Annotated in this window: 14 protein-coding genes; 3 read left to right on the top strand and 11 right to left on the bottom strand. The window is 74.3% G+C overall.

The annotated features are described in order from the left end of the window. Nucleotides 1-155: 155 nt before the first annotated feature. From treZ to CUD01_RS04805, 4 genes are all read right to left on the bottom strand, one after another. On the bottom strand, nucleotides 156-1958 hold the full coding sequence (treZ, locus tag CUD01_RS04790; protein WP_141319171.1) for a malto-oligosyltrehalose trehalohydrolase: 1803 nt from the start codon (nucleotides 1956-1958) through the stop codon (nucleotides 156-158). A gap of 1 nt (nucleotide 1959) precedes the next feature. Continuing rightward, the gene (gene treY / locus CUD01_RS04795; RefSeq protein ID WP_141319173.1) at nucleotides 1960-4467 is read right to left on the bottom strand and encodes a malto-oligosyltrehalose synthase; all 2508 of its coding nucleotides are present in this window, start codon (nucleotides 4465-4467) and stop codon (nucleotides 1960-1962) included. Next, a complete protein-coding gene (gene glgX, locus CUD01_RS04800; protein ID WP_141319175.1) occupies nucleotides 4464-6728 on the bottom strand; it encodes a glycogen debranching protein GlgX in 2265 nt (754 codons plus the stop codon). Before glgX ends, treY begins: the two co-directional genes overlap by 4 nt. Nucleotides 6729-6843: 115 nt before the next feature. Continuing rightward, on the bottom strand, nucleotides 6844-7941 hold the full coding sequence (locus CUD01_RS04805; protein WP_141319248.1) for a carboxylate-amine ligase: 1098 nt from the start codon (nucleotides 7939-7941) through the stop codon (nucleotides 6844-6846). Between the two features lie 345 nt (nucleotides 7942-8286). On the opposite strand from CUD01_RS04805, the gene CUD01_RS04810 reads away from it, so the two are divergent. Genes CUD01_RS04810 through CUD01_RS04820 form a run of 3 tightly spaced genes read left to right on the top strand, consistent with a single transcriptional unit; the run spans nucleotide 8287 to nucleotide 12763 of the window. After that, entirely contained in the window at nucleotides 8287-9993 is a 1707-nt protein-coding gene (locus CUD01_RS04810) for a glycosyltransferase family 2 protein (RefSeq protein WP_141319177.1), read from the top strand. Further along, the gene (locus tag CUD01_RS04815; RefSeq protein WP_141319179.1) at nucleotides 9990-10721 is read left to right on the top strand and encodes an HlyD family efflux transporter periplasmic adaptor subunit; all 732 of its coding nucleotides are present in this window, start codon (nucleotides 9990-9992) and stop codon (nucleotides 10719-10721) included. Before CUD01_RS04810 ends, CUD01_RS04815 begins: the two co-directional genes overlap by 4 nt. Then, nucleotides 10718-12763: a glycosyl hydrolase gene (locus tag CUD01_RS04820; RefSeq protein ID WP_141319181.1), complete on the top strand. Its 2046-nt coding sequence runs from the start codon at nucleotides 10718-10720 to the stop codon at nucleotides 12761-12763. The genes CUD01_RS04815 and CUD01_RS04820 overlap by 4 nt, the downstream gene beginning before the upstream one ends. Here CUD01_RS04820 and CUD01_RS04825 read toward each other — a convergent pair. The 7 genes from CUD01_RS04825 to CUD01_RS04855 are packed head-to-tail and all read right to left on the bottom strand — an operon-like array spanning nucleotide 12722 to nucleotide 18553. Beyond that, on the bottom strand, nucleotides 12722-13249 hold the full coding sequence (locus tag CUD01_RS04825) for a pyrimidine dimer DNA glycosylase/endonuclease V (RefSeq protein ID WP_244937655.1): 528 nt from the start codon (nucleotides 13247-13249) through the stop codon (nucleotides 12722-12724). The two genes, CUD01_RS04820 and CUD01_RS04825, sit on opposite strands and share 42 nt — an antisense overlap. After that, the gene (locus CUD01_RS04830) at nucleotides 13246-14175 is read right to left on the bottom strand and encodes a prenyltransferase (RefSeq protein ID WP_371860753.1); all 930 of its coding nucleotides are present in this window, start codon (nucleotides 14173-14175) and stop codon (nucleotides 13246-13248) included. The genes CUD01_RS04825 and CUD01_RS04830 overlap by 4 nt, the downstream gene beginning before the upstream one ends. Beyond that, nucleotides 14172-14504: a lycopene cyclase domain-containing protein gene (locus CUD01_RS04835; protein WP_141319183.1), complete on the bottom strand. Its 333-nt coding sequence runs from the start codon at nucleotides 14502-14504 to the stop codon at nucleotides 14172-14174. The genes CUD01_RS04830 and CUD01_RS04835 overlap by 4 nt, the downstream gene beginning before the upstream one ends. Then, on the bottom strand, nucleotides 14501-14914 hold the full coding sequence (locus tag CUD01_RS04840) for a lycopene cyclase domain-containing protein (protein WP_141319185.1): 414 nt from the start codon (nucleotides 14912-14914) through the stop codon (nucleotides 14501-14503). The genes CUD01_RS04835 and CUD01_RS04840 overlap by 4 nt, the downstream gene beginning before the upstream one ends. After that, entirely contained in the window at nucleotides 14911-16512 is a 1602-nt protein-coding gene (crtI, locus tag CUD01_RS04845) for a phytoene desaturase family protein (RefSeq protein WP_141319187.1), read from the bottom strand. Before crtI ends, CUD01_RS04840 begins: the two co-directional genes overlap by 4 nt. Then, a complete protein-coding gene (locus CUD01_RS04850; RefSeq protein ID WP_141319189.1) occupies nucleotides 16509-17411 on the bottom strand; it encodes a phytoene/squalene synthase family protein in 903 nt (300 codons plus the stop codon). Before CUD01_RS04850 ends, crtI begins: the two co-directional genes overlap by 4 nt. Further along, a complete protein-coding gene (locus CUD01_RS04855; RefSeq protein WP_176586710.1) occupies nucleotides 17408-18553 on the bottom strand; it encodes a polyprenyl synthetase family protein in 1146 nt (381 codons plus the stop codon). Before CUD01_RS04855 ends, CUD01_RS04850 begins: the two co-directional genes overlap by 4 nt. Nucleotides 18554-18671 lie beyond the last annotated feature (118 nt).

Consider the following 18671-nt stretch of genomic DNA (forward strand, 5'->3'; position numbering starts at 1 on the left):
GGCGGGGTTGCGCCGGCCGTAGCGGGTTTCGTGCTCGGCCGGTGAGGTTGGTCGGGCATCGCCCTGGGGCGTCGGTGGTCGGACCCGCCGACGGGATCGGCGACGGCGGTCTCGCGGTCGTCGGTGTTCGCCCGCGTAGCACGAGGAGCGGAGGGTCACGCGCTGCGCTGTTCGTCGCGCGGGAGGAGGACCGTTGCCGAGGCGGCGGGGACGACGAGGGTGTCGGGGCCGTCGTAGCGGACGGGGTCCCATGCCGCGGCGACGACGAGGGGGACGTCGGGCGCGAGGGGGACGGCGTGCTCGGTGGTGTCGAGGTTGACCAGGACGTGCGCGTCGCCGCGGCGCAGGTCGAGCAGTCCGTGCCAGGGTCCGTCGGCGTCGTCGGGTCCGGACCAGGTGAGGACGGTGTCGGCGAGGTCGCCGGAGGCGAGGTCGGGTGACGAGCGGCGCAGCGCGATGAGGGTGCGGTACCACTCGAGCAGCCGGGCGTGGTCGTCGTGCGTGCGCTCGGTGCGGTCCAGCACGGCGGCGTCGCGGGTCGCCGGGTCCTGCGGGTCCGGGACCTCGATGTCGTGCCCGTACAGCGCGGCCCAGCCGTGGCCCGCGAACTCGCGGCGCCGGCCCTCGCGGACCGCGTCGCCGAGGTCGTGGTCGGTGTACGAGGTGAAGAAGGGGAACGGGCGGCGTGTGCCCCACTCCTCGCCCATGAACAGCATGGGGGTGAACGGCGAGAGCAGCAGGAGCGCGGCCTCGCACGCGAGGAGGCCGGGACTCAGCCAGGCGGACGGGCGGTCGCCGATCGCGCGGTTGCCGACCTGGTCGTGGTCCTGGACGAACACCACGAACCGGTGGCCGTCGGTGCCGTCGGGGACGGGGCGGCCCCAGTCGCGGTCCCGGAAGGTGGAGTAGCCGCCGTCGTGGACGAACACGCGCGTGAGCGCCTGGCGCAGCGTCGCGGGGGAGCCGAAGTCCACGTAGTAGCCGTGCCGCTCGCCGGTGACGAGCGCGTGGATCGCGTGGTGCACGTCGTCGGCCCACTGTGCCGTCATGCCCCAGCCGCCCTCGCTGGTCGGCGTGACCGAGACGACGTCGTTGAGGTCCGTCTCGGCGACGAGGGACAGCGGCCGGCCGAGCTCGGTGGCGAGCGCCGCGACCTCGTCGGACAGCTCGGACAGCAGGTGCCGGTCCGAGTCGTCGCGCAGCTCGTGGACCGCGTCGAGGCGCAGCGCGTCGACGTGGAAGTCGCGCAGCCAGCGCAGCGCCGACCCGATCAGCCAGGCTCGCACCTCGGCGGACCCGGGCTGGTCGAGGTTGATCGCGGAGCCCCACGGCGTGTGGTGCGCGTCCGTCCAGTACGGCCCGAACTCGCCCACGTACGCACCGGCGGGGCCGAGGTGGTTGTGCACGACGTCGAGGCAGACCGCGAGGCCGTGCGCGTGCGCCGCGTCGACGAAGCGCTGCAGTGCCGCCGGCCCTCCGTACGCCTCGTGCACCGCCCAGGGGCCCACGCCGTCGTAGCCCCAGCCGCGGTCCCCGTCGAACGGTGCGACCGGCATGAGCTCCACGACGTCGACGCCGAGGGAGACGAGGTCCTCGAGGTGCTCGCACGCCGCGTCGAGCGTGCCCTCGTCGGTGAACGTCCCGACGTGCAGTTCGTACAGCACGCGACCGCGAACGTCGACGCCGGCCCAGCCGTCGTCGGTCCAGGTGAACCGCGCGGTGTCGAACACGCGGCTCGGCCCGTGCACGCCTGCGGGCTGCCACGCGCTGCGCGGGTCGGGGCGCGCCGGGCCGCCGTCGAGCGAGAACGCGTAGTCGGTGCCGTGCGGGAGGTCCCGGTCGTCGTGCCACCAGCCGTCGGGGGACCGCGTGAGCGCCCGGACCTCGCGCGGCGTGTCGTCAGGTCCGACGAGCACGTCGACCCGGGCGGCATCGGGCGCCCATACCGCCGCGCGCACGTCAGTCCTCCCGCACCAGCAGTGCGACGGGCAGCCGCTCGAGGACGCCCGCGACCGGTGTCACCCCGCCCTCGGTGGTGCGCCCGGTGAGCACGTCACGCCACGTGCCCGGCGGGACCGCGACCGTGTGGTCCGCCCAGCCGCCGAGCCGGTCGACGGACGCCGCGAGCCGCGTCGCGACGACCGTCACGCGCGGCTCGTCGGCGACCGTGCGCGCGTACGTCACGGTGTGGCCCGACGAGTGCGCGAGCGGCACGTACCCGGCCTCGGGTCCGACGAACGCCTCGGGCAGGTCCCGGCGCACTCGCAGGGCCCGCGACGTGACGAGCAGCTTCTCGTCGGACAGGTCACGGGGCCCGGCGCCCGAGTCGAGCCGCTCGAGACGTTCGACCAGCGGTTCGAGCTCGACGAAGCGTCGGTTGTCCGGGTCGACGAGCGTGGGGGAGTCGACCTCGGTGCCCTGGTACACGTCCGGGACGCCCGGGAGCGTGAGCTGCACGAGCTTGGTCCCGAGCACGGCCGCACGCACCGCCGCGCGCGAGCGCTGCTCCCAGTCGGTGAGCAGCGCGACGACCTCCGGGTCGCCCAGCGCGCGCGTCGCGAGGTCGACGATCGCGGCCTCGTACGCCTCGTCGGGCGCGGTCCACCACGTGTGCGTCTTCGCCTCGCGCAGCGACTTCGTGAGGTACTCCACGAGGCGCTCGCGCGCGATCGGTCCGTCGGGGGTCCACGTGCCTGCGAGCGTCTGCCACACCCACTGCTCGGCGCGCCCGTCGACGCGTGCGCTGCGCGCGGACGCCGTCGCGCCCCGCACCGCGAGGACCAGCCGCGACCACTCCGCGGGCAGCTCGCTCAGCACGCCGAGCCGCGCGCGGGTGTCCTCGCTGCGCTTCGTGTCGTGCGTCGACAACGTCGTCATGGCGAGCGGCGCGGCGACCTGCTGCCGCGCGGCCCACGCCGCGAGGTCGGTGGGGGTGAGCGCGAACCGCGACGGCTCGCCGCCCACCTCGCACAGCCCGACGAGCTGCGTCCAGCGGTAGTACGCGGTGTCCTCCACGCCCTTGGCCGTGACCGCACCGCACGTCTGCTGGAACCGCACGACGAGCTCGTCGCGCCGCTCGCCGCGCGTGCGTCCCGCACTACCGACCTCGCGCCCGAGCAGGAGGTCGACCAGCACGTCCATGGTGGCGTGCCGCTCGGTCGACATGCGTCCGCGCGCGACGGTGGCGGCGCGCTCGAGCGCGGTGACCGAGTCGGACGGGACGACCTCGCCCGGCACGACGTACGCGCGGTACCGGTCGAACGCGACGAGCAGCTCGACGAGACACTCGTGCAGCGCACGCCACGTGTGGTCGCGCAGGCGCAGGTCGTCCGCGCAGATGCTCGCCGCGAGCGTCGTGAGGCGGTACACCTCGGCGTAGAGCGGGCCGTCGACCACCTCGCGCTTGGCCTGCTCGACCACGCGCTCGTAGTCGTCGGACGCCTCGCCCGTGAGCCGGTGCATGAGCGCGCCGAGCGGGGCCGCGCCGCCCGGGTCGACGAACGTCTGCTGGATGCGCCACAGCGCGTCGTAGCCCGTGGTCCCCGCGGTGTCCCAGTCGGCGGGCAGCTCCTCGTCGCCCTCGAGGATCTTCTCGACGACGACCCACGCGCCCCCGCTCGCCTCACGCAGCCGCGCGAGGTACCCCGCGGGGTCGGCGAGGCCGTCGGGGTGGTCGACGCGCAGACCGTCGAGCACACCCTCCTCGAGCAGGTCGAGCACCAGCCGGTGCGTCGCGTAGAACACGTCCGGGTCCTCGACCCGCACCGCGACGAGCGTGCCGACGTCGAAGAACCGGCGGTAGTTGAGCTCCTCGTCGGCCACGCGCCAGTACGCGAGCCGGTAGTGCTGGCGCTCGAGCAGCTCGGTGAGCGGCAGCTGCTCGGTGCCTGCTCGGACCGGGAACACGTGGTCGTGGTACCGCAGCACGGTGCTCGGCCCGCGTCCCGGCACGTCGGCCGTCGTGAGCTCGAGCTCACCGCGTGCGAGCACCGCGCCGATCCGGTCGCCGAGCACGGGCATGAGCACCGCTCCGTCGCCCGCGGACCAGTCCACGTCGAACCACGCCGCGTACGGCGACCGGGCGCCGTCCTCGAGCACCGACCACAGGGCGGCGTTGTGCCACACGGGCGTCGGCACCGCCATGTGGTTCGGCACGATGTCCAGCACGAGGCCCAACCCGGCGGCGTGCGCGGTGTCCGCGAGCCGACGCAGCCCGTCGATCCCGCCCAGGACGGGAGAGACCTCGTCGTGCGCGACGACGTCGTAGCCGTGCGTCGAGCCCGGGGCGGCCGTCAGGACCGGCGACAGGTACACGTGCGACACCCCGAGCGACGCGAGGTACGGGACCCGCTCCGCGACGTCGTCGAACGTGAGGTCCGCGCCGAGCTGGACGCGGTACGTCGAGACCGGCACAGGTCGGCCGGGTGCGACCAACCGGCGCGCGGGCGTCTGCCGCGTGTCCGTCACGCGTCGCCCTCGTGCGCGGTGCCCGACGACGAGCGCGCCGAGGGACGCCGCGTGCTGCGGCGCTTCGGCTCGGTCCGCGTCGGGGTGACCTTCGCCGACTCGCGCGCGGCCTCCGCGATCGCACCCGAGCCGGACGCCGCCGGGATCGGGGTGACCGGCGGGCGCGTGAGCACGACCATCGAGTGCCGCGCGAGCGCGAGCTCCTCGCCCGGCGCCGCGGTGTCGCCCGGGTCCACCTGCGAGTCCGTGTCCAGCACCGCGGTCCACTGCTCGCCGTACTCGGAGTCGGGGATCGTGAACGACGTGGGCTCGGGCGACCCGTTGAACAGGATGAGGAACGAGTCGTCGACGATCTGCTCACCGCGCACGTCCGGCTCGGCGATCGCGTCGCCGTTGAGGAAGACCATCACCGCACGTGCGCTCGAGCTGTTCCACTCCTCGTCGGCCATGTGCTCGCCCGAGGGTGAGAGCCACGCGATGTCCCGCAGCTCCGACTCGCCGCCGTGGTCGGGTGCCCCCGCGAAGAACCGGCGACGCCGGAACACGGGGTGCTCCTGGCGCAGCTGTACGACGCGACGGGCGAACGCCAGGAGCGCGGTCCGCTCCTCGTCCAGGTCCCAGTCCACCCACGACAGCTCGTTGTCCTGGCAGTACACGTTGTTGTTGCCCTGCTGCGTGCGCCCGAGCTCGTCGCCGTGCGCGAGCATCGGGATGCCCTGCGACAGCAGGAGCGTCGCGAGGAAGTTGCGCTGCTGGCGGCCGCGGAGCTTGTTCACCGCGTCGTCGTCGGTCGGACCCTCGACCCCGCAGTTCCACGACCGGTTCCAACCCTCGCCGTCCCGGTTGTCCTCGCCGTTCGCCTCGTTGTGCTTCTCGTTGTAGGAGACGAGGTCGCGCAGCGTGAAGCCGTCGTGCGCGGTGACGAAGTTGACGCTCGCGATCGGCCGGCGGCCGGTGTGCTCGTACAGGTCCGACGAGCCCGACAGGCGGCTCGCGAACTCGCCGAGCGTCGACGGCTCACCCCGCCAGAAGTCACGCACCGTGTCGCGGTACTTGCCGTTCCACTCCGACCACAGCGGAGGGAACCCGCCCACCTGGTAGCCGCCGTCGCCGACGTCCCACGGCTCCGCGATGAGCTTGACGCGCGAGATCACCGGGTCCTGGTGCACCAGGTCGAAGAACGCCGACAGGCGGTCGACCTCGTGGAACTGGCGGGCCAGGGTCGCCGCGAGGTCGAACCGGAACCCGTCGACGTGCATCTCCGTCACCCAGTACCGCAGCGAGTCCATGATCAGCTGGAGCACGTGCGGCGAGCGCATGAGCAGGGAGTTGCCCGTGCCCGTCGTGTCGAAGTAGTGCTCCTTGGCGTCGTCGACGAGCCGGTAGTAGTTGGCGTTGTCGATCCCGCGGAAGCTCAGCGTGGGGCCCAGGTGGTTGCCCTCGGCGGTGTGGTTGTAGACGACGTCGAGGATGACCTCGATGTTCGCGGCGTGCAGCTCGCGGACCATCGCCTTGAACTCCTGGACCTGCTGACCGGGCTGCCCGAACGCCGCGTACGCGTTGTGCGGCGCGAAGAAGCCGATCGTGTTGTAGCCCCAGTAGTTCGACAGCCCCTTGGCCTGCAGCGAGGGGTCGTTGACGAACTGGTGCACCGGCATCAGCTCGATGGCGGTCACGCCGAGCTGCGTGAGGTGCTCGATGACCGCCGGGTGCCCGAGCGCGGCGTACGTCCCGCGCAGCTCCTCCGGGACCGCGGGGTGCTGCTTGGTCAGCCCGCGCACGTGCGCCTCGTAGATCACCGACTCGTGGTACTCGTGCTGCGGCGGGCGGTCGTGCCCCCAGTCGAAGAACGGGTTGACGACCACCGACAGCATCGTGTGCGCGGCCGAGTCGTCCTCGTTGCGCTGCGCGGGGTCGTCGAACCGGTACGAGTACAGCGACGCGTCGCCGTCGACCTGGCCGTGGATCGCCTTGGCGTACGGGTCGAGCAGCAGCTTCGACGGGTCGCAGCGGTGGCCGTTCTCCGGGTCGTACGGTCCGTGCACGCGGTAGCCGTACAGCTGACCGGGTTGCACGGCGGGCAGGTAGCCGTGCCACACGAACGCGTCGACCTCCACGAGGTCGACGCGGCGTTCCGTGCCGTCGGGGTCGATCAGGCAGAGCTCGACACGCTCCGCGACCTCCGAGAACAGCGCGAAGTTCGTGCCAGCCCCGTTGTAGGTGGCGCCGAGGGGGTAGGGGCGTCCGGGCCAGATGAGCATGCGACCCAGCGTGCCAGCGTCGGCGCAGGTCGGCGCGGTGAAACAGCGGGAGGCACGTCACACCTGCGCGTCCCGGAGTCCCCGGTGCCCCGCCGTGCCGACTGAACGCCCGCGCTCAGTGCACGAGCGCGGGTGCGCCGAGCGTGCGCTCGACCGCCCGACGCACCACCGCGGCGTCGTCGTCGCCGCGCGCGCGCCAGCCCATCTGCTCGACCGCGCCGTTGCCGCGCCGCCGCACGTGCGCGAGCTGGCGCTCGACCGCCTCGAGGTCGCCGTTCTCGACGAGCGCGTCCCGCACGTGGTCGACGAGCTGGTCCACGACGTCCATCGCGGGCGCCGGACGCCACGTCAGCGGGCTCACGAGGTCGCCGGACAGCCCCGAGCGCGCCGCGCGCCACGCCGCCGTGCGCAACAGCTCGGCGCGCACCGGGTGCTCGTCGCGCGGGCTGCGCACCGCCGTGTCCGCGAGCGCGCGCACGAGCGCGGCCTGCAGCGCCGCGTCACCCGCGTCCAGGCACACGTCCGCGATGCGCACCTCGACGGTGGGGTAGCGCTGGGACAGGCGGGCGTCGAAGTACAGCATGCCGTCGTCGAGGATCGTGCCGGACGCGAGCAGCGACTCGACGACCTCGCGGTACGTCGCCGCGTCGCCGAACGGGGCGGTCGGGCCCGCGGTGGGCCAGCGACCCCACACCTGCGAGCGGTACGACGCGTACCCGCTCGCCACGCCCTGCCAGGACGGGCTGTTCGCCGAGAGCGCCAGGAGCACCGACGTCCACGGGCGCAGGTGGTCCAGCACGACCACGCCCTCGTCGTCGTCGGACACGCTCACGTGCACGTGGCACCCGCACGTGAGCTGCTCACGTGCCGTCAGCCCGAACCGTGCGCGGATCTCCTGCGCGCGCCGGTCGGGGATCACGGTGGGGTCGACCGCCTGCGGCGCGGTGCCGAGCGCGGCGATCCGCACACCGGCGGCCTGCGCGACGGAGTCGACGCGCTCACGTCCCGCCCGGACCTGGTCGAGCAGCTCGTCCAGGTCCGTGCACGGGTGCGTGGACGTCTCGACCTGCTCGCTCTTGAACTCCTTCTCGACGTCGCCGCCGGGCACCGCGGTGCTCGTGAGCTCGCGGGCGGCGATGCCGAGCACCGCCGGCGACTGCGCTGCCGGCTCGCCCTCGGGCGTGACCAGCAGGTACTCCTCCTCGACTCCCATGGTTCGCACGCGGCAAGTCTCGGGTCAGATCGTCGTCGCGGCGACCCGAACGGCCGCATGCGGGCGGGTGACGGGCGCGTCCACCTGACGGGCGACACGCGCGAGCGCGACCACGGCACGCATACGCGCTGACCAGGCACGTCGCACAGTGTGACGTGGGCCACACCGTCGTGCGGTGGACAGGTTGCCCGAAGTGTCCGTTAGCGTCACATGTGTTCCGCACGGGGCCGGCAGGACGACCACGGTCACCCGCCCGCCCCCGTGCACCGGCGCCACCGCTGCCGTCGAACGGCACCGGTGGGCCACCCTCCGGTCGTCGTGCCAGACCGACGGAGGGGGCCCCACATGACCACCACGTTCGACCGGCTCGTGCTCGAGCCACGGCGCACCGACGAACCGCTCGCGCGCCCGACGCGCTCCACCGAGACGCAGGCGGCCCAGAGCCCCTCGCTCGTCCTCATGGTCCTGCTCGCGAGCGCGGGCATCGTCGTCTACGCCGTCTTCCTGCTCAACCCGGACAACCGCGGCGACTGGCTGCCCTACAGCATGGTCATCGCCGCCGAGACGGTGCTCGTCGTCCACGCGCTCCTCGCGATGTGGACCGTCCTGTCCGCGGGCCACGACCCGCGCGGCTTCACGTTCCACCACGCGCAGGACCGCCTGTACGACGTCGCCGAGATCATGCGCGACCGGGTCGAGAACCGACCGCAGGACTGGCAGGTGTACCTCGCCGACCGGCCCGTCACCATCGACGTGCTCATCACGACGTACGGCGAGGACCTCGACACGATCCGCAGGACCGTGACCGCCGCGGTGGCCATGCAGGGCCGCCACCGCACCTGGGTGCTCGACGACGGCCGGTCCGACGAGGTGCGGGACCTGGCCGCCGAGCTCGGCGCGCGCTACGTGCGCCGGCTGTCCAGCAACGGCGCCAAGGCCGGGAACATCAACCACGCGCTGTCCATCGCGCGCGGTGACCTGTTCGCCGTGCTCGACGCCGACTTCGTCCCGCACCCGACGTTCCTGCACGAGACCGTGCCGTTCTTCGCCGACGACCAGGTCGCGTTCGTCCAGACGCCGCAGACGTACGGCAACCTGCACACCGTCATCTCGAAGGGCGCCGCGTACATGCAGGCGGTCTTCTACCGGTACATCCAGCCCGGCCGGAACCGGTTCAACGCCGCGTTCTGCGTCGGCACCAACGTGGTGTTCCGGCGCGCGGCGATCGACTCGGTCGGGGGGATCTACTCCGACTCCAAGTCCGAGGACGTGTGGACCTCGCTCATGCTCCACGAGAAGGGCTGGCGCACGGTGTACATCCCGGACGCGCTCGCGGTCGGCGACACCCCCGAGACCATCGAGGCGTACTCCAAGCAGCAGCTGCGCTGGGCGACCGGTGGATTCGAGATCATGCTCACGCACAACCCGCTCTCGCGGCGTCACCCGCTCACCCTCGACCAGCGCCTGCAGTACACCGTGACCGCGACGCACTACCTCACGGGCATCGCACCGCTGCTCCTGCTGCTCGTCCCACCGCTGCAGATCTACTTCGACCTGACCCCGATGAACCTCACCATCACGCCGCTGACCTGGGTGCTGTACTACGCGGGCTTCTACGTGATGCAGATCTTCCTGGCGTTCTACACGCTCGGGTCGTTCCGCTGGCAGGTCCTGCTGCTCGCCTCGGTGTCGTTCCCCATCTACACGCGCGCGCTGGTCAACGCGCTGCTGCGCCGCGACCAGGCATGGCACGTCACCGGGTCGAAGGGCGCGTACCGCTCGCCCTTCGCGTTCATCACCACGCAGGTGCTGTTCTTCGAGCTCCTCGCCATCACGACCGCCGTGGGGATCTGGAAGGACGTCTCCAACGGGTACCCGAGCCTCGCGGTCGCGTGGAACGCGACCAACACGCTCATCCTCGGCGGGTTCGTCGTGACCGCGTGGCGCGAGGGACGCGCCGGACGGCGGGCCGCGCGCGAGCACGCGGCGGCCGAGCGAGACATGCACGTGCGCGAGGGCTCCCTCGCGCTGACGACGGGAGGTGCGGCATGACCTGGCGCGTGCGGTTCAAGCTCTTCGCGGGGACGGTCCTCGTGCTGCTCGTGGCGGCCTACGCCACGTACCACGTGAACGAGACGCGCGGCACGGCCGTCAGCGACTCGGCGCAGATCCTCGGGGAGACGTACGTCGTCGGCACCCCGTACGCCGGCCTCGTCGTCGCGCAGAAGGTCGCCGTCGGCGACGTCGTGTCCGAGGGCGACCCGCTGTTCGTCATCGACTCCGCCGCGCTCGACCGCGACCTGTCGCTCGGCACGGTGAGCACCGCGGGGCAGGCGACCACGATCGACGTCGACGGCAACCTCGTCGTCCTCGCGACGCAGGACGGCACCGTCACGGACGTCGCCGCGCAGTCCGGCACGTTCGTCTCCGCCGCGGACCACCTGGCGACCGTGCAGATCGCCGGGTCGCTGTACGTGCAGGCCGAGTACACGCTCACGCCCAAGGAGTACGCCCGCGTCCCGGAGGACGCCGCGGTGACGATCGAGCTTCCCAGCACCGCGACCCTGCGCGGCACCGTCGAGCGGGTGCAGGTCACCACGGTCGGCGGCAAGGCGCTCGCGCTCGTCACGGTCGGGTCCGACGAGCTGGTCGACGGCGAGGAGAACGGCCTGGTCGGGTCCGGGACCCCCGTGACCGCGAGCATCTCCCTGCGCAACGACGGGGTGGTGACGACCGTCTCGCACGCCGTGACCACCTACGTCCGGGGGGTGTTCGGGTGACGCGGCGCTGGTGGCTCGTCCTCGCGCTCGTCGCCCTGGTCGCGGTCGTCACGGGGGGTGTCGCGGCCCTCGTGAGCGACCGGGACCGCGCCGCGGCGACCAGCGGCGGCGCACCCGGCCCGCCGGACGCGCGCGTCCCCGCGCTCGACACTGCGGCGCTCGTCGCCGACGTCCCCGCGCGTGACGTGGCACGGCTCCCCACCGCGCGCGTCGCGGACGGGGTGCTGCCGCAGACGAACCGCTGGTACAGCGGCCTGGTGTTCGGCGACGAGCCCGTGTTCGCCCAGCCCCTGTCGTTCCAGCTCACCGACGCGGGCTTCACGCTCGGGCTGCCGAAGCCCGTCGCGACGGAGAAGACGATCGCGGGACCGCACGTCCCCGCGCTCACCGTCGACGTCGGCGCGGCGTCCGCCGTCGTCAGCGCGGCCGACCCCGTCGCGGTGACGATCGACCTGCTGGACGAGGCGGGTGAGGTGCTCGGGCACGTCGCGCTCGCGGAGGGCTCGCCCGTCGTGACGTTCACGGCCGCACGCGACGTCACCGTCCGGACCGACGGCGGACTGACGGCGACGCCCGACGGCCCGGCCGCCGCGCAGGGCGACGTGGCGGGAGCGGTGTGGGCGCTCGCGGCGCCCGGCTTCGACGCGGGTGCCACCACGCTCGCCCGCGGGGAGGTCGCGGGCTGGTACGCCCTGCCGGACGGGGCGAGCGCGGCGGCGCAGGACGCGTTGGCGGCCGCAGCCCGGCACCCGGTGGAGTCCGTCGACGTGACCTACGGCGTCGACGACGAGCACGCCCGCACCACCCTCACGTACCGGACCCGCGGCGGGGCCGGCGCCTACGTGCTGTCCCCGCACCACCGCGCGGGTGACCAGCCCGCGCGCACCGGATGCGGGCTGGGGGAGTACGCGTCCGTCGGCGGGCCGCTCGAGCTGTGCGCGGGCTCGGTGCTGTCCGCGTACGCGCCGACGGTCGCCCCCGCGGGTGTCCCGGACGTCCGCGGGGCGTCCGACGAGCAGCGCAGCGCGATCCTGGCCGCACTCGAGCAGGACGTCGCCGCCACGCCCGCCTTCCCGTCCGACACCTACTTCGGTGGCAAGGCGCTGTTCCGTGCCGCCACGCTCGTCGTGCTGGGCGAGCAGCTCGGCGCGGACGACGTGGTCGCCGACCTGCGGGCCACGACGGCCGACGCGCTGCGCGAGTGGGCGCAGTCCGACGGCTGCACGCAGCGCGACGCGCGCTGCTTCGTCTACGACCCGACGGCCCGCGCCGCCGTCGGCCTGCAGGCGTCGTTCGGCTCCGACGAGCTCAACGATCACCACTTCCACCACGGCTACCTCCTGGCGGCCGCGGGCCTGCTCGCGGCCGACGACCCCGCGCTCGCCGACGACCTCGGTGTGCTCGACCTGCTCGCGGCCGACGTCGCCAACCCCACGGCGAGCGACGAGCTCCCGCAGCTGCGCTCGTTCGACCCGTACGCGGGTCACTCCTGGGCCTCGGGACCCTCGCAGTTCGCCGACGGCAACAACCAGGAGTCCAGCTCCGAGGCGGTCAACGCGTGGAACGGCCTCGGGCTGTGGGCCCGCGCGACGGGTCAGGACGCGCTGCTGGTGGAGGCGACGTGGCTCGCCTCGACCGAGTCCCTGGCGGCGCGTACCTACTGGACCGCGCCGGACCTGGCGTGGGCGCCGGGGTTCACGCACCAGGTCGTCTCGCTCGTGTGGGGCGGCAAGCGTGACTACGCCACCTGGTTCAGCCCCGAGCCGGCCGCGATCCTCGGTATCCAGCTCATCCCGATGGGCCCGGCACAGCGGGCGCTCGCCACCGACGTGGACCCGCAGCGGATCCGCGCGGCCGTGGACGAGGGGGGTGCGGACGGGACGGCGACCACGTTCGGCGGCTACCTGCTCGCGTACCTCGCGCTCGCAGGTCCCGACGACGCCGCCACGGCGTGGGAGCGCCTGCGCGCGGTCCCCGACGACGCGATCGACGACGGCACGTCACGCGCTGCGCTGCTCGCCTTCGTCGCCGCGCTCGGCTGACGGCTCGACCTCTGCCTCGACCGACGGTGGTCCACTCGGCGGACCCTTCTCCCAGGACGCGACCGGACCCGGCACGACGACGAAGGAGGGGTGGGCGCGCAGTCGGGCGGCGCGCAGCGCGTGCGCGGCCGCGGGGTCCCGCACGTCGAGCTTGGCGAGCAGGTGCGCGCGCTCGTACGCGAGCTGGCCCTCGGTCACGACGAGCAGCGTCGCCACGTCGCGCGGCAGCTCGGCGTGCCGGCGCACGGCGATCCGCGTCCGGTCGAACCGGTAGCCGCGCGCGTCCGCCTCGTCGGCCAGCGCCTCGAGGTACGTCCCGACCGCGGCCAGCGGCACCGGGGCGGCGCGGAACCGCTCGAGCTGCGGGTGGCGGCCGTAACCGCCCTCGGGCCGCCGCAGGGCCGCCTGCGCGAGGAGACCCTCGCGCCAGCAGGCGACCAGGCCCACGCGGTCGAGGTGCTCGGGGTGCACCGACCAGAGCCTCACGACCCGCCCCCGACCACGTGCGCGAGGATCAGGCCCTGCGTGACCGCGAAACCCGCGACCAGGTTGAGCCACAGGAAGCGCCGCCAGCCGCGGTTGGCGCTCTCGCACTCCTCGTCGGTCACGTCCCGGAACGGCGCGACGGACACGAGGTAGGCGACGGGCACCGCGGCCGCCAGCGCGGTGGGCCAGCCCGCGGTGAGCAGGAGCACCGCGGCGAGCCCGTAGCCCGCCATGGCGAGGCGCACCGTGCGGCGTGCCCCCAGGACGGTCGCGACCGAGCCGATCCCCGCCCCGCGGTCGGCGCGCACGTCCTGCACCGCACCGAAGGCGTGCGACGCGCAGCCCCACGCGGTGAACGCCAGGAGCGTCGCGACGACGGGCCACGTCCAGGCCCCGCCGGCCGCGGCGACGCCCACCACCGCGGGTCCGACGAAGTGGCTCGCGGACGTCACCGAGTCGACGCCCGGCCGTTCCTTGAACCGCAGCCGCGGTGCGGAGTAGGCGACGACCGTGAACACGCACACAGCGAGCGGGACGAGCGCCCACGGATGCCCCGCGACGACGGCCAGCACGGCGAGCGCGACGAGGAACGGCGCGTTGCTCGCGACCGCGGCGACCACCGTCGTGCGGTGCCACCGCGTGTCCAGCACGACGCCCTCGACCCCACCCTTGCGGGGGTTCGCGAGGTCCGACTCGTGGTCCCACACGTCGTTCAGCCCGTACATCAGCAGGTTGTACGGCACCAGGAAGTACAGCGTCCCGACGACGAGCAGGGCGTCGACCGCGCCGCCCGCGAGCAGGTACCCGGCGGCGAACGGGTACGCGGTGTTGATCCAGCTCAGCGGACGCGAGGACCCCAGCACCTGGCGGAGCCCGGCGAGCGCCTCGCTCCCGGGGGTGGTGGCGCGGGGGGTCACGGCGGTCACGCGCGGGCCTCCGTGGTCCGTCGGTCGGTGGTGAGCGCGAGCAGGGACGGCAGCGCGAGCGCCGCCGCGAGCGGCCAGGCGAGGTCCTCGACCGGGGCGCGGCCCACGCGGGGCCCGAGCAGCGCGGCCTCGTCGTAGCGGAACAGGTCGGCGGCGATCATCAGCGAGTCGAACACCACGGTCAGCAGGCACAGCGCGGCCGCGGTCAGTCCCAGCACCGCGAGCAGCCGCGCGGGGCGTCGGCCGCGGCGCGGCTCGGTCGCCACCGCCCACGCGGCGACGGCGGCGCACGCCACGACCACGCCGACCCCGAGCCCCGCGTACGTCATGACGCGACCTCGCGCGGACGGGCGTCGTCGGACGGCACGTGCGCACCCGCGTCGGTGAGCGGCCCGTCGTCGTCGCGGCGCGAGCGCCGGGGTGCGCCGCCGACGAGCCGCTCGGCCCCGCCGGCCGCGACGAGCGTGACGTACGCGAAGAACACGACGAACACCACCTCCTCGAGCGGCAGGTGCGGCGCGAGCCACACACCGAGCAGAGCGGGGGAGTCACCCCGCCCGTAGAACCCGGCCCGGATCGCGACGACGTCCCACAGCAGCAGCAGCGCCGCGGCGGCCGACCCGACGGCGACCGTACGCGCGCGCGACCGCGGGTGCCACAGCGCGAGCCGCCAGCGTCGGTCGAGGAGCGCGACACCGGCGCCGGCCGCGAGCAGGCACAGCAGGTACGCACCCCTCATGCGGCGACCTCGCGCAGCCGCGCGGGGACCGGCAGAGGTCCCGTGGACGTGTCGCCGCGCAGCCGCTTGACGACGAGCTCGGCGCTGATGAGGCACATCGGCAGCCCGATCCCGGGCACCGTCGACCCGCCCGCGTACAGCAGCCCCGCGACCCGGCGGGACGCGTTGCGCCCGCGGAAGAACGCGCTCTGGCGCAGCGTGTGTGCCGGCCCGAGCGCGCTGCCGCTCCACGACGAGAGGTCGCGTGCGAAGTCGGCGGGCCCGACCGTCCGGCGCACGACGACGCGCGAGGCGAGGTCCGGCACCTGCGCCCAGTCGGCGAGCGTGGCGATCGCGGCGTCCGCGACGGCCTCGACGGCCGCGTCGCCCGAGCCCGCGATCCCGCCGGCGCCGATGGTCGGGTCGGCGGGCACGGGGACGAGCAGGAACAGGGTCTCGTGGTCGTCGGGGGCGACGCCGGGGTCGGTGCGCGAGGGGGTGCAGACGTAGAACGAGGCCGGGTCGGGCACGCGACGGCCCGCGCCGAAGATCGCGTCGAAGTTCGCGTGCCAGTCCCGGGTGAAGGCGAGCGTGTGGTGCGCGAGGGCCGGGAGACGACCGCGCACGCCCAGGTGCACGAGGACGGTGCCGAAGCCGGGGTCGCGCGAGTCCCACCACCGCTCGGGGTACGTCGCGAGCTCGGGCGGCAGGATCCGCGTCTCGAGGTCGTGCAGGTCGCCCGCACCGACGACGACGTCCGCGGCGAGCCGCTCACCGTCGGCGAGGTCCACGCCGACCACCCGGGCCCGGACCCCGCGGCGACCGCGCTCCGGGACGGTGGCGACGCCGGTGACCCGCGTGCCGGTGCGGACGCGCACGCCGGCGGCGGTCGCGGTGCGCACGAGCGCGTCGACGACCGCGCCGAAGCCCCCGCGCGGGTACAGCACGCCTGCCTCGAGGTCGGCGTGGCTCATGAGGTGGTACAGCGACGGTGCGCGGTCGGGCGACGTGCCCAGGAACACGGCCGGGTAGCCGAGCACCTGACGGGCGCGATCGTCGGCGAAGCGCGCGGCGACGAACCGTTCGAGCGACGTGCCGAGGAGCCGGGCCAGCCGGGGGGCGCGTCGGACGACGTCACGCCCGACGAGCCCGCGCGGGCTCGCGAACGTCGTGTACAGGAAGTGCCGCAACGCGAGGTCGTACGCCTCGCGCGACGAGCGCAGGTACGCGTCGAGCCGCGCGCTCGAACCGGGCTCGAGTGCCTCGAACGCCTCGTGCGCGCGGCCCGTGCGCACGTCGACGGCCGGGGCACCGCCCTCGCCCTCGCGCGGCTCGAACAGGACCCGGTAGGCCGGGTCCAGGCGGACCAGGTCGAGCTCGTCCTCGGCGCTCGTGCCGCACAGCCGGAAGAAGTGGTCGAAGACCTCGGGCATGAGGTACCACGACGGCCCGAGGTCGAACGTGAACCCCTCGTGCTGCCACGTCGCCGCGCGCCCACCCACGTGGTGCTGCTGCTCGACCACCTCGACGTCGTAGCCCTCGCGCGCGAGCAGCGCCGCGGTCGCGAGCCCCGCGACACCGGCGCCGATCACCACCGCGCGCCGGCCGGCCCCGCTCATCGCCACCCCGCGGGCAGCAGCGTGCGGGCGACCACGAGCGCCTTGGTCGGTGCGGGCACACGGACCCGCTCGGCCGCGATCCGCTCCGCGGGGGTCGCGCGCAGGCGGGCCGACAGCGCGGCGAACAGGTCGTGCGCAGCCCGCACCCCGCGCCGGCTGGACCGGGGGAGCGCGGCGACTCCCGCGGCGGCGGCGGCCAGGTCGGCGTCGACGTCGTCGAGGAGCGCGTCGCGCTGCGCGTCCGTCAGCGCGTGGGGGTCCAGCCCGGGCACGTACGCGCGCCCGAGGTCGTCCCGGTCGGCGGCGAGGTCACGCAGGAAGTTGACCTTCTGGAACGCGGCGCCCAGGCGGCTCGCGGCCGGCGCCAGGCGCTCGTAGCCGTGCGCGCGCGTGTCGTCGTCAGCGTCGGGGGCGGCGACGAACACCCGCAGGCACATGAGCCCCACCACCTCGGCGGACCCGTGCACGTATGTCGCGTAGGAACGCTCGTCGTGACGCGAGGCGTGCAGGTCGGTGCGCATCGAGGCGAAGAAGGGGCGCACGAGGTCCGGCCCGATGCCGTGCTCGCGGGCCGTGCGGGCGAACGCGTGCACGACGAGGTCGGTCGAGAAGCCGGTGCGCAGCGCCGTCAGCGTCTGCTCCTCGAGCGCGTCGAGGTAGGCGGCACGCTCCTCGACCGTGAGCGCCAGGTCGGGGGCGTCGACGATCTCGTCGGCCACGCGCACGAGCGCGTAGATGACGCGGACGTGACCCCGCACGGGCTCGCGCAGCAGGCGCGTGGCACGGCCGAACGACGTCGAGTACTCGCCGACGACCGTCGACGCGGCGGTCGCGGCGGCGTGCGCGTAGCGCTCCGCCCCGCCGTGCGGGACCTGCGCTCGAGCCGAGCCGCGCGTCATGCCGCGACCCGCGGGTCGTCGACGACGAGGGCGAGCAGGGCCGCGAGGACGTCGTCGGGCAGCCCGGCGTCGCGCGCGACCTCGCGCGCGGCCTCCAGGTGCTGGGCCGCGAGGTCCTCGACGAACGCGCGCGACCCGCACCGCACCAACGCGACGCGTGCGGCGAGCGCGCGCTCGGCGGTCAGCGCGGGGTCTCCCAGGGCGGCCGCGACCACAGGCCAGGAGTCGGTCGTGCGGGCGTGGGCGATCAGCGCGGTCACCTTGCCCTCGCGCAGATCGCCGATCGCGCTCTTGCCCGTCACGTGCTCGTCGCCGAAGACGCCGAGCAGGTCGTCGTGGAGCTGGAACGCCACCCCGACGAGGCGGCCGGCACGGTCGAGCGCCGCGACGACGTCGGCATCCGCCCCCGCGAGCAGGGCGCCCGCGCGCAGGGGCAGCGCGAAGGAGTATGCGGCGGTCTTGAGCTCGGCGACCTGGAGCGCGTCCCCGACGGTCGGCCGGTCCACGCGCAGCGCGAGCCGCACGTCCGCGAGCTCGCCCGCCGCGGACAGCGCGACCGTCTCGTCGAGCAGGTCGAGCAGAGCCGTGACCACCCGGGTCGGGGCGGGCGCGGTGGCGAACGCGCGGGTCGCCGCGACGAGCGCGAGGTCACCCGCGAGGATCGCCGCGGCGCGCCCGTACCCGTGGGCCGCGCCCCCGTCGGCGCCGGCGGACCGGGCGCGGGCCGTGAACGTCCCGGCCACGTTGGGCCGCCCGCGGCGCACGTCGTCGCCGTCGATGACGTCGTCGTGCACGACGAAGGCGGCGTGCAGCAGCTCCACGGCGTCGGCGACGTGCGTGGCGGCGCGGACGTCGGTGCCGCCGAACGCGCGGTACGCCGCGTGCACGAGGTGGGGGCGCACGCCGCGCCCGCCGCGGGTCGCGTCGCCCGCGGCCGTCCAGAGTGCCTGTGCGTGACCGTCGTGAGCGAGCACGCCGGGGCCCGCACGGAAGGCGTCGAGCGGTCGCCGCTCGGTCGTGGTGGGCGCGCTCGCCGCAGGTGCGGGGGAGGCCGGGACCGTGCTGGGCGCCGTGCTCGTCGCCGGGCTCGCTGCCGTGGAGCTCGGTGCGGTCGCCGTCGTCGCGACCGTCGTCGCGCTCATGACGGGGCCGGTACGTGGTGCGGGCGCGCGCGGCGCGCGAGGTGTGGCGTCACGTCGACTCCGTCCCGAGGCGATCTCGCTAGCCTCGCTAGTTACTTGAGAGACTAGTATGACTGCC

The organism is Cellulomonas uda, from assembly GCF_006538705.1.
Taxonomy (GTDB): Bacteria; Actinomycetota; Actinomycetes; order Actinomycetales; family Cellulomonadaceae; genus Cellulomonas; species Cellulomonas uda.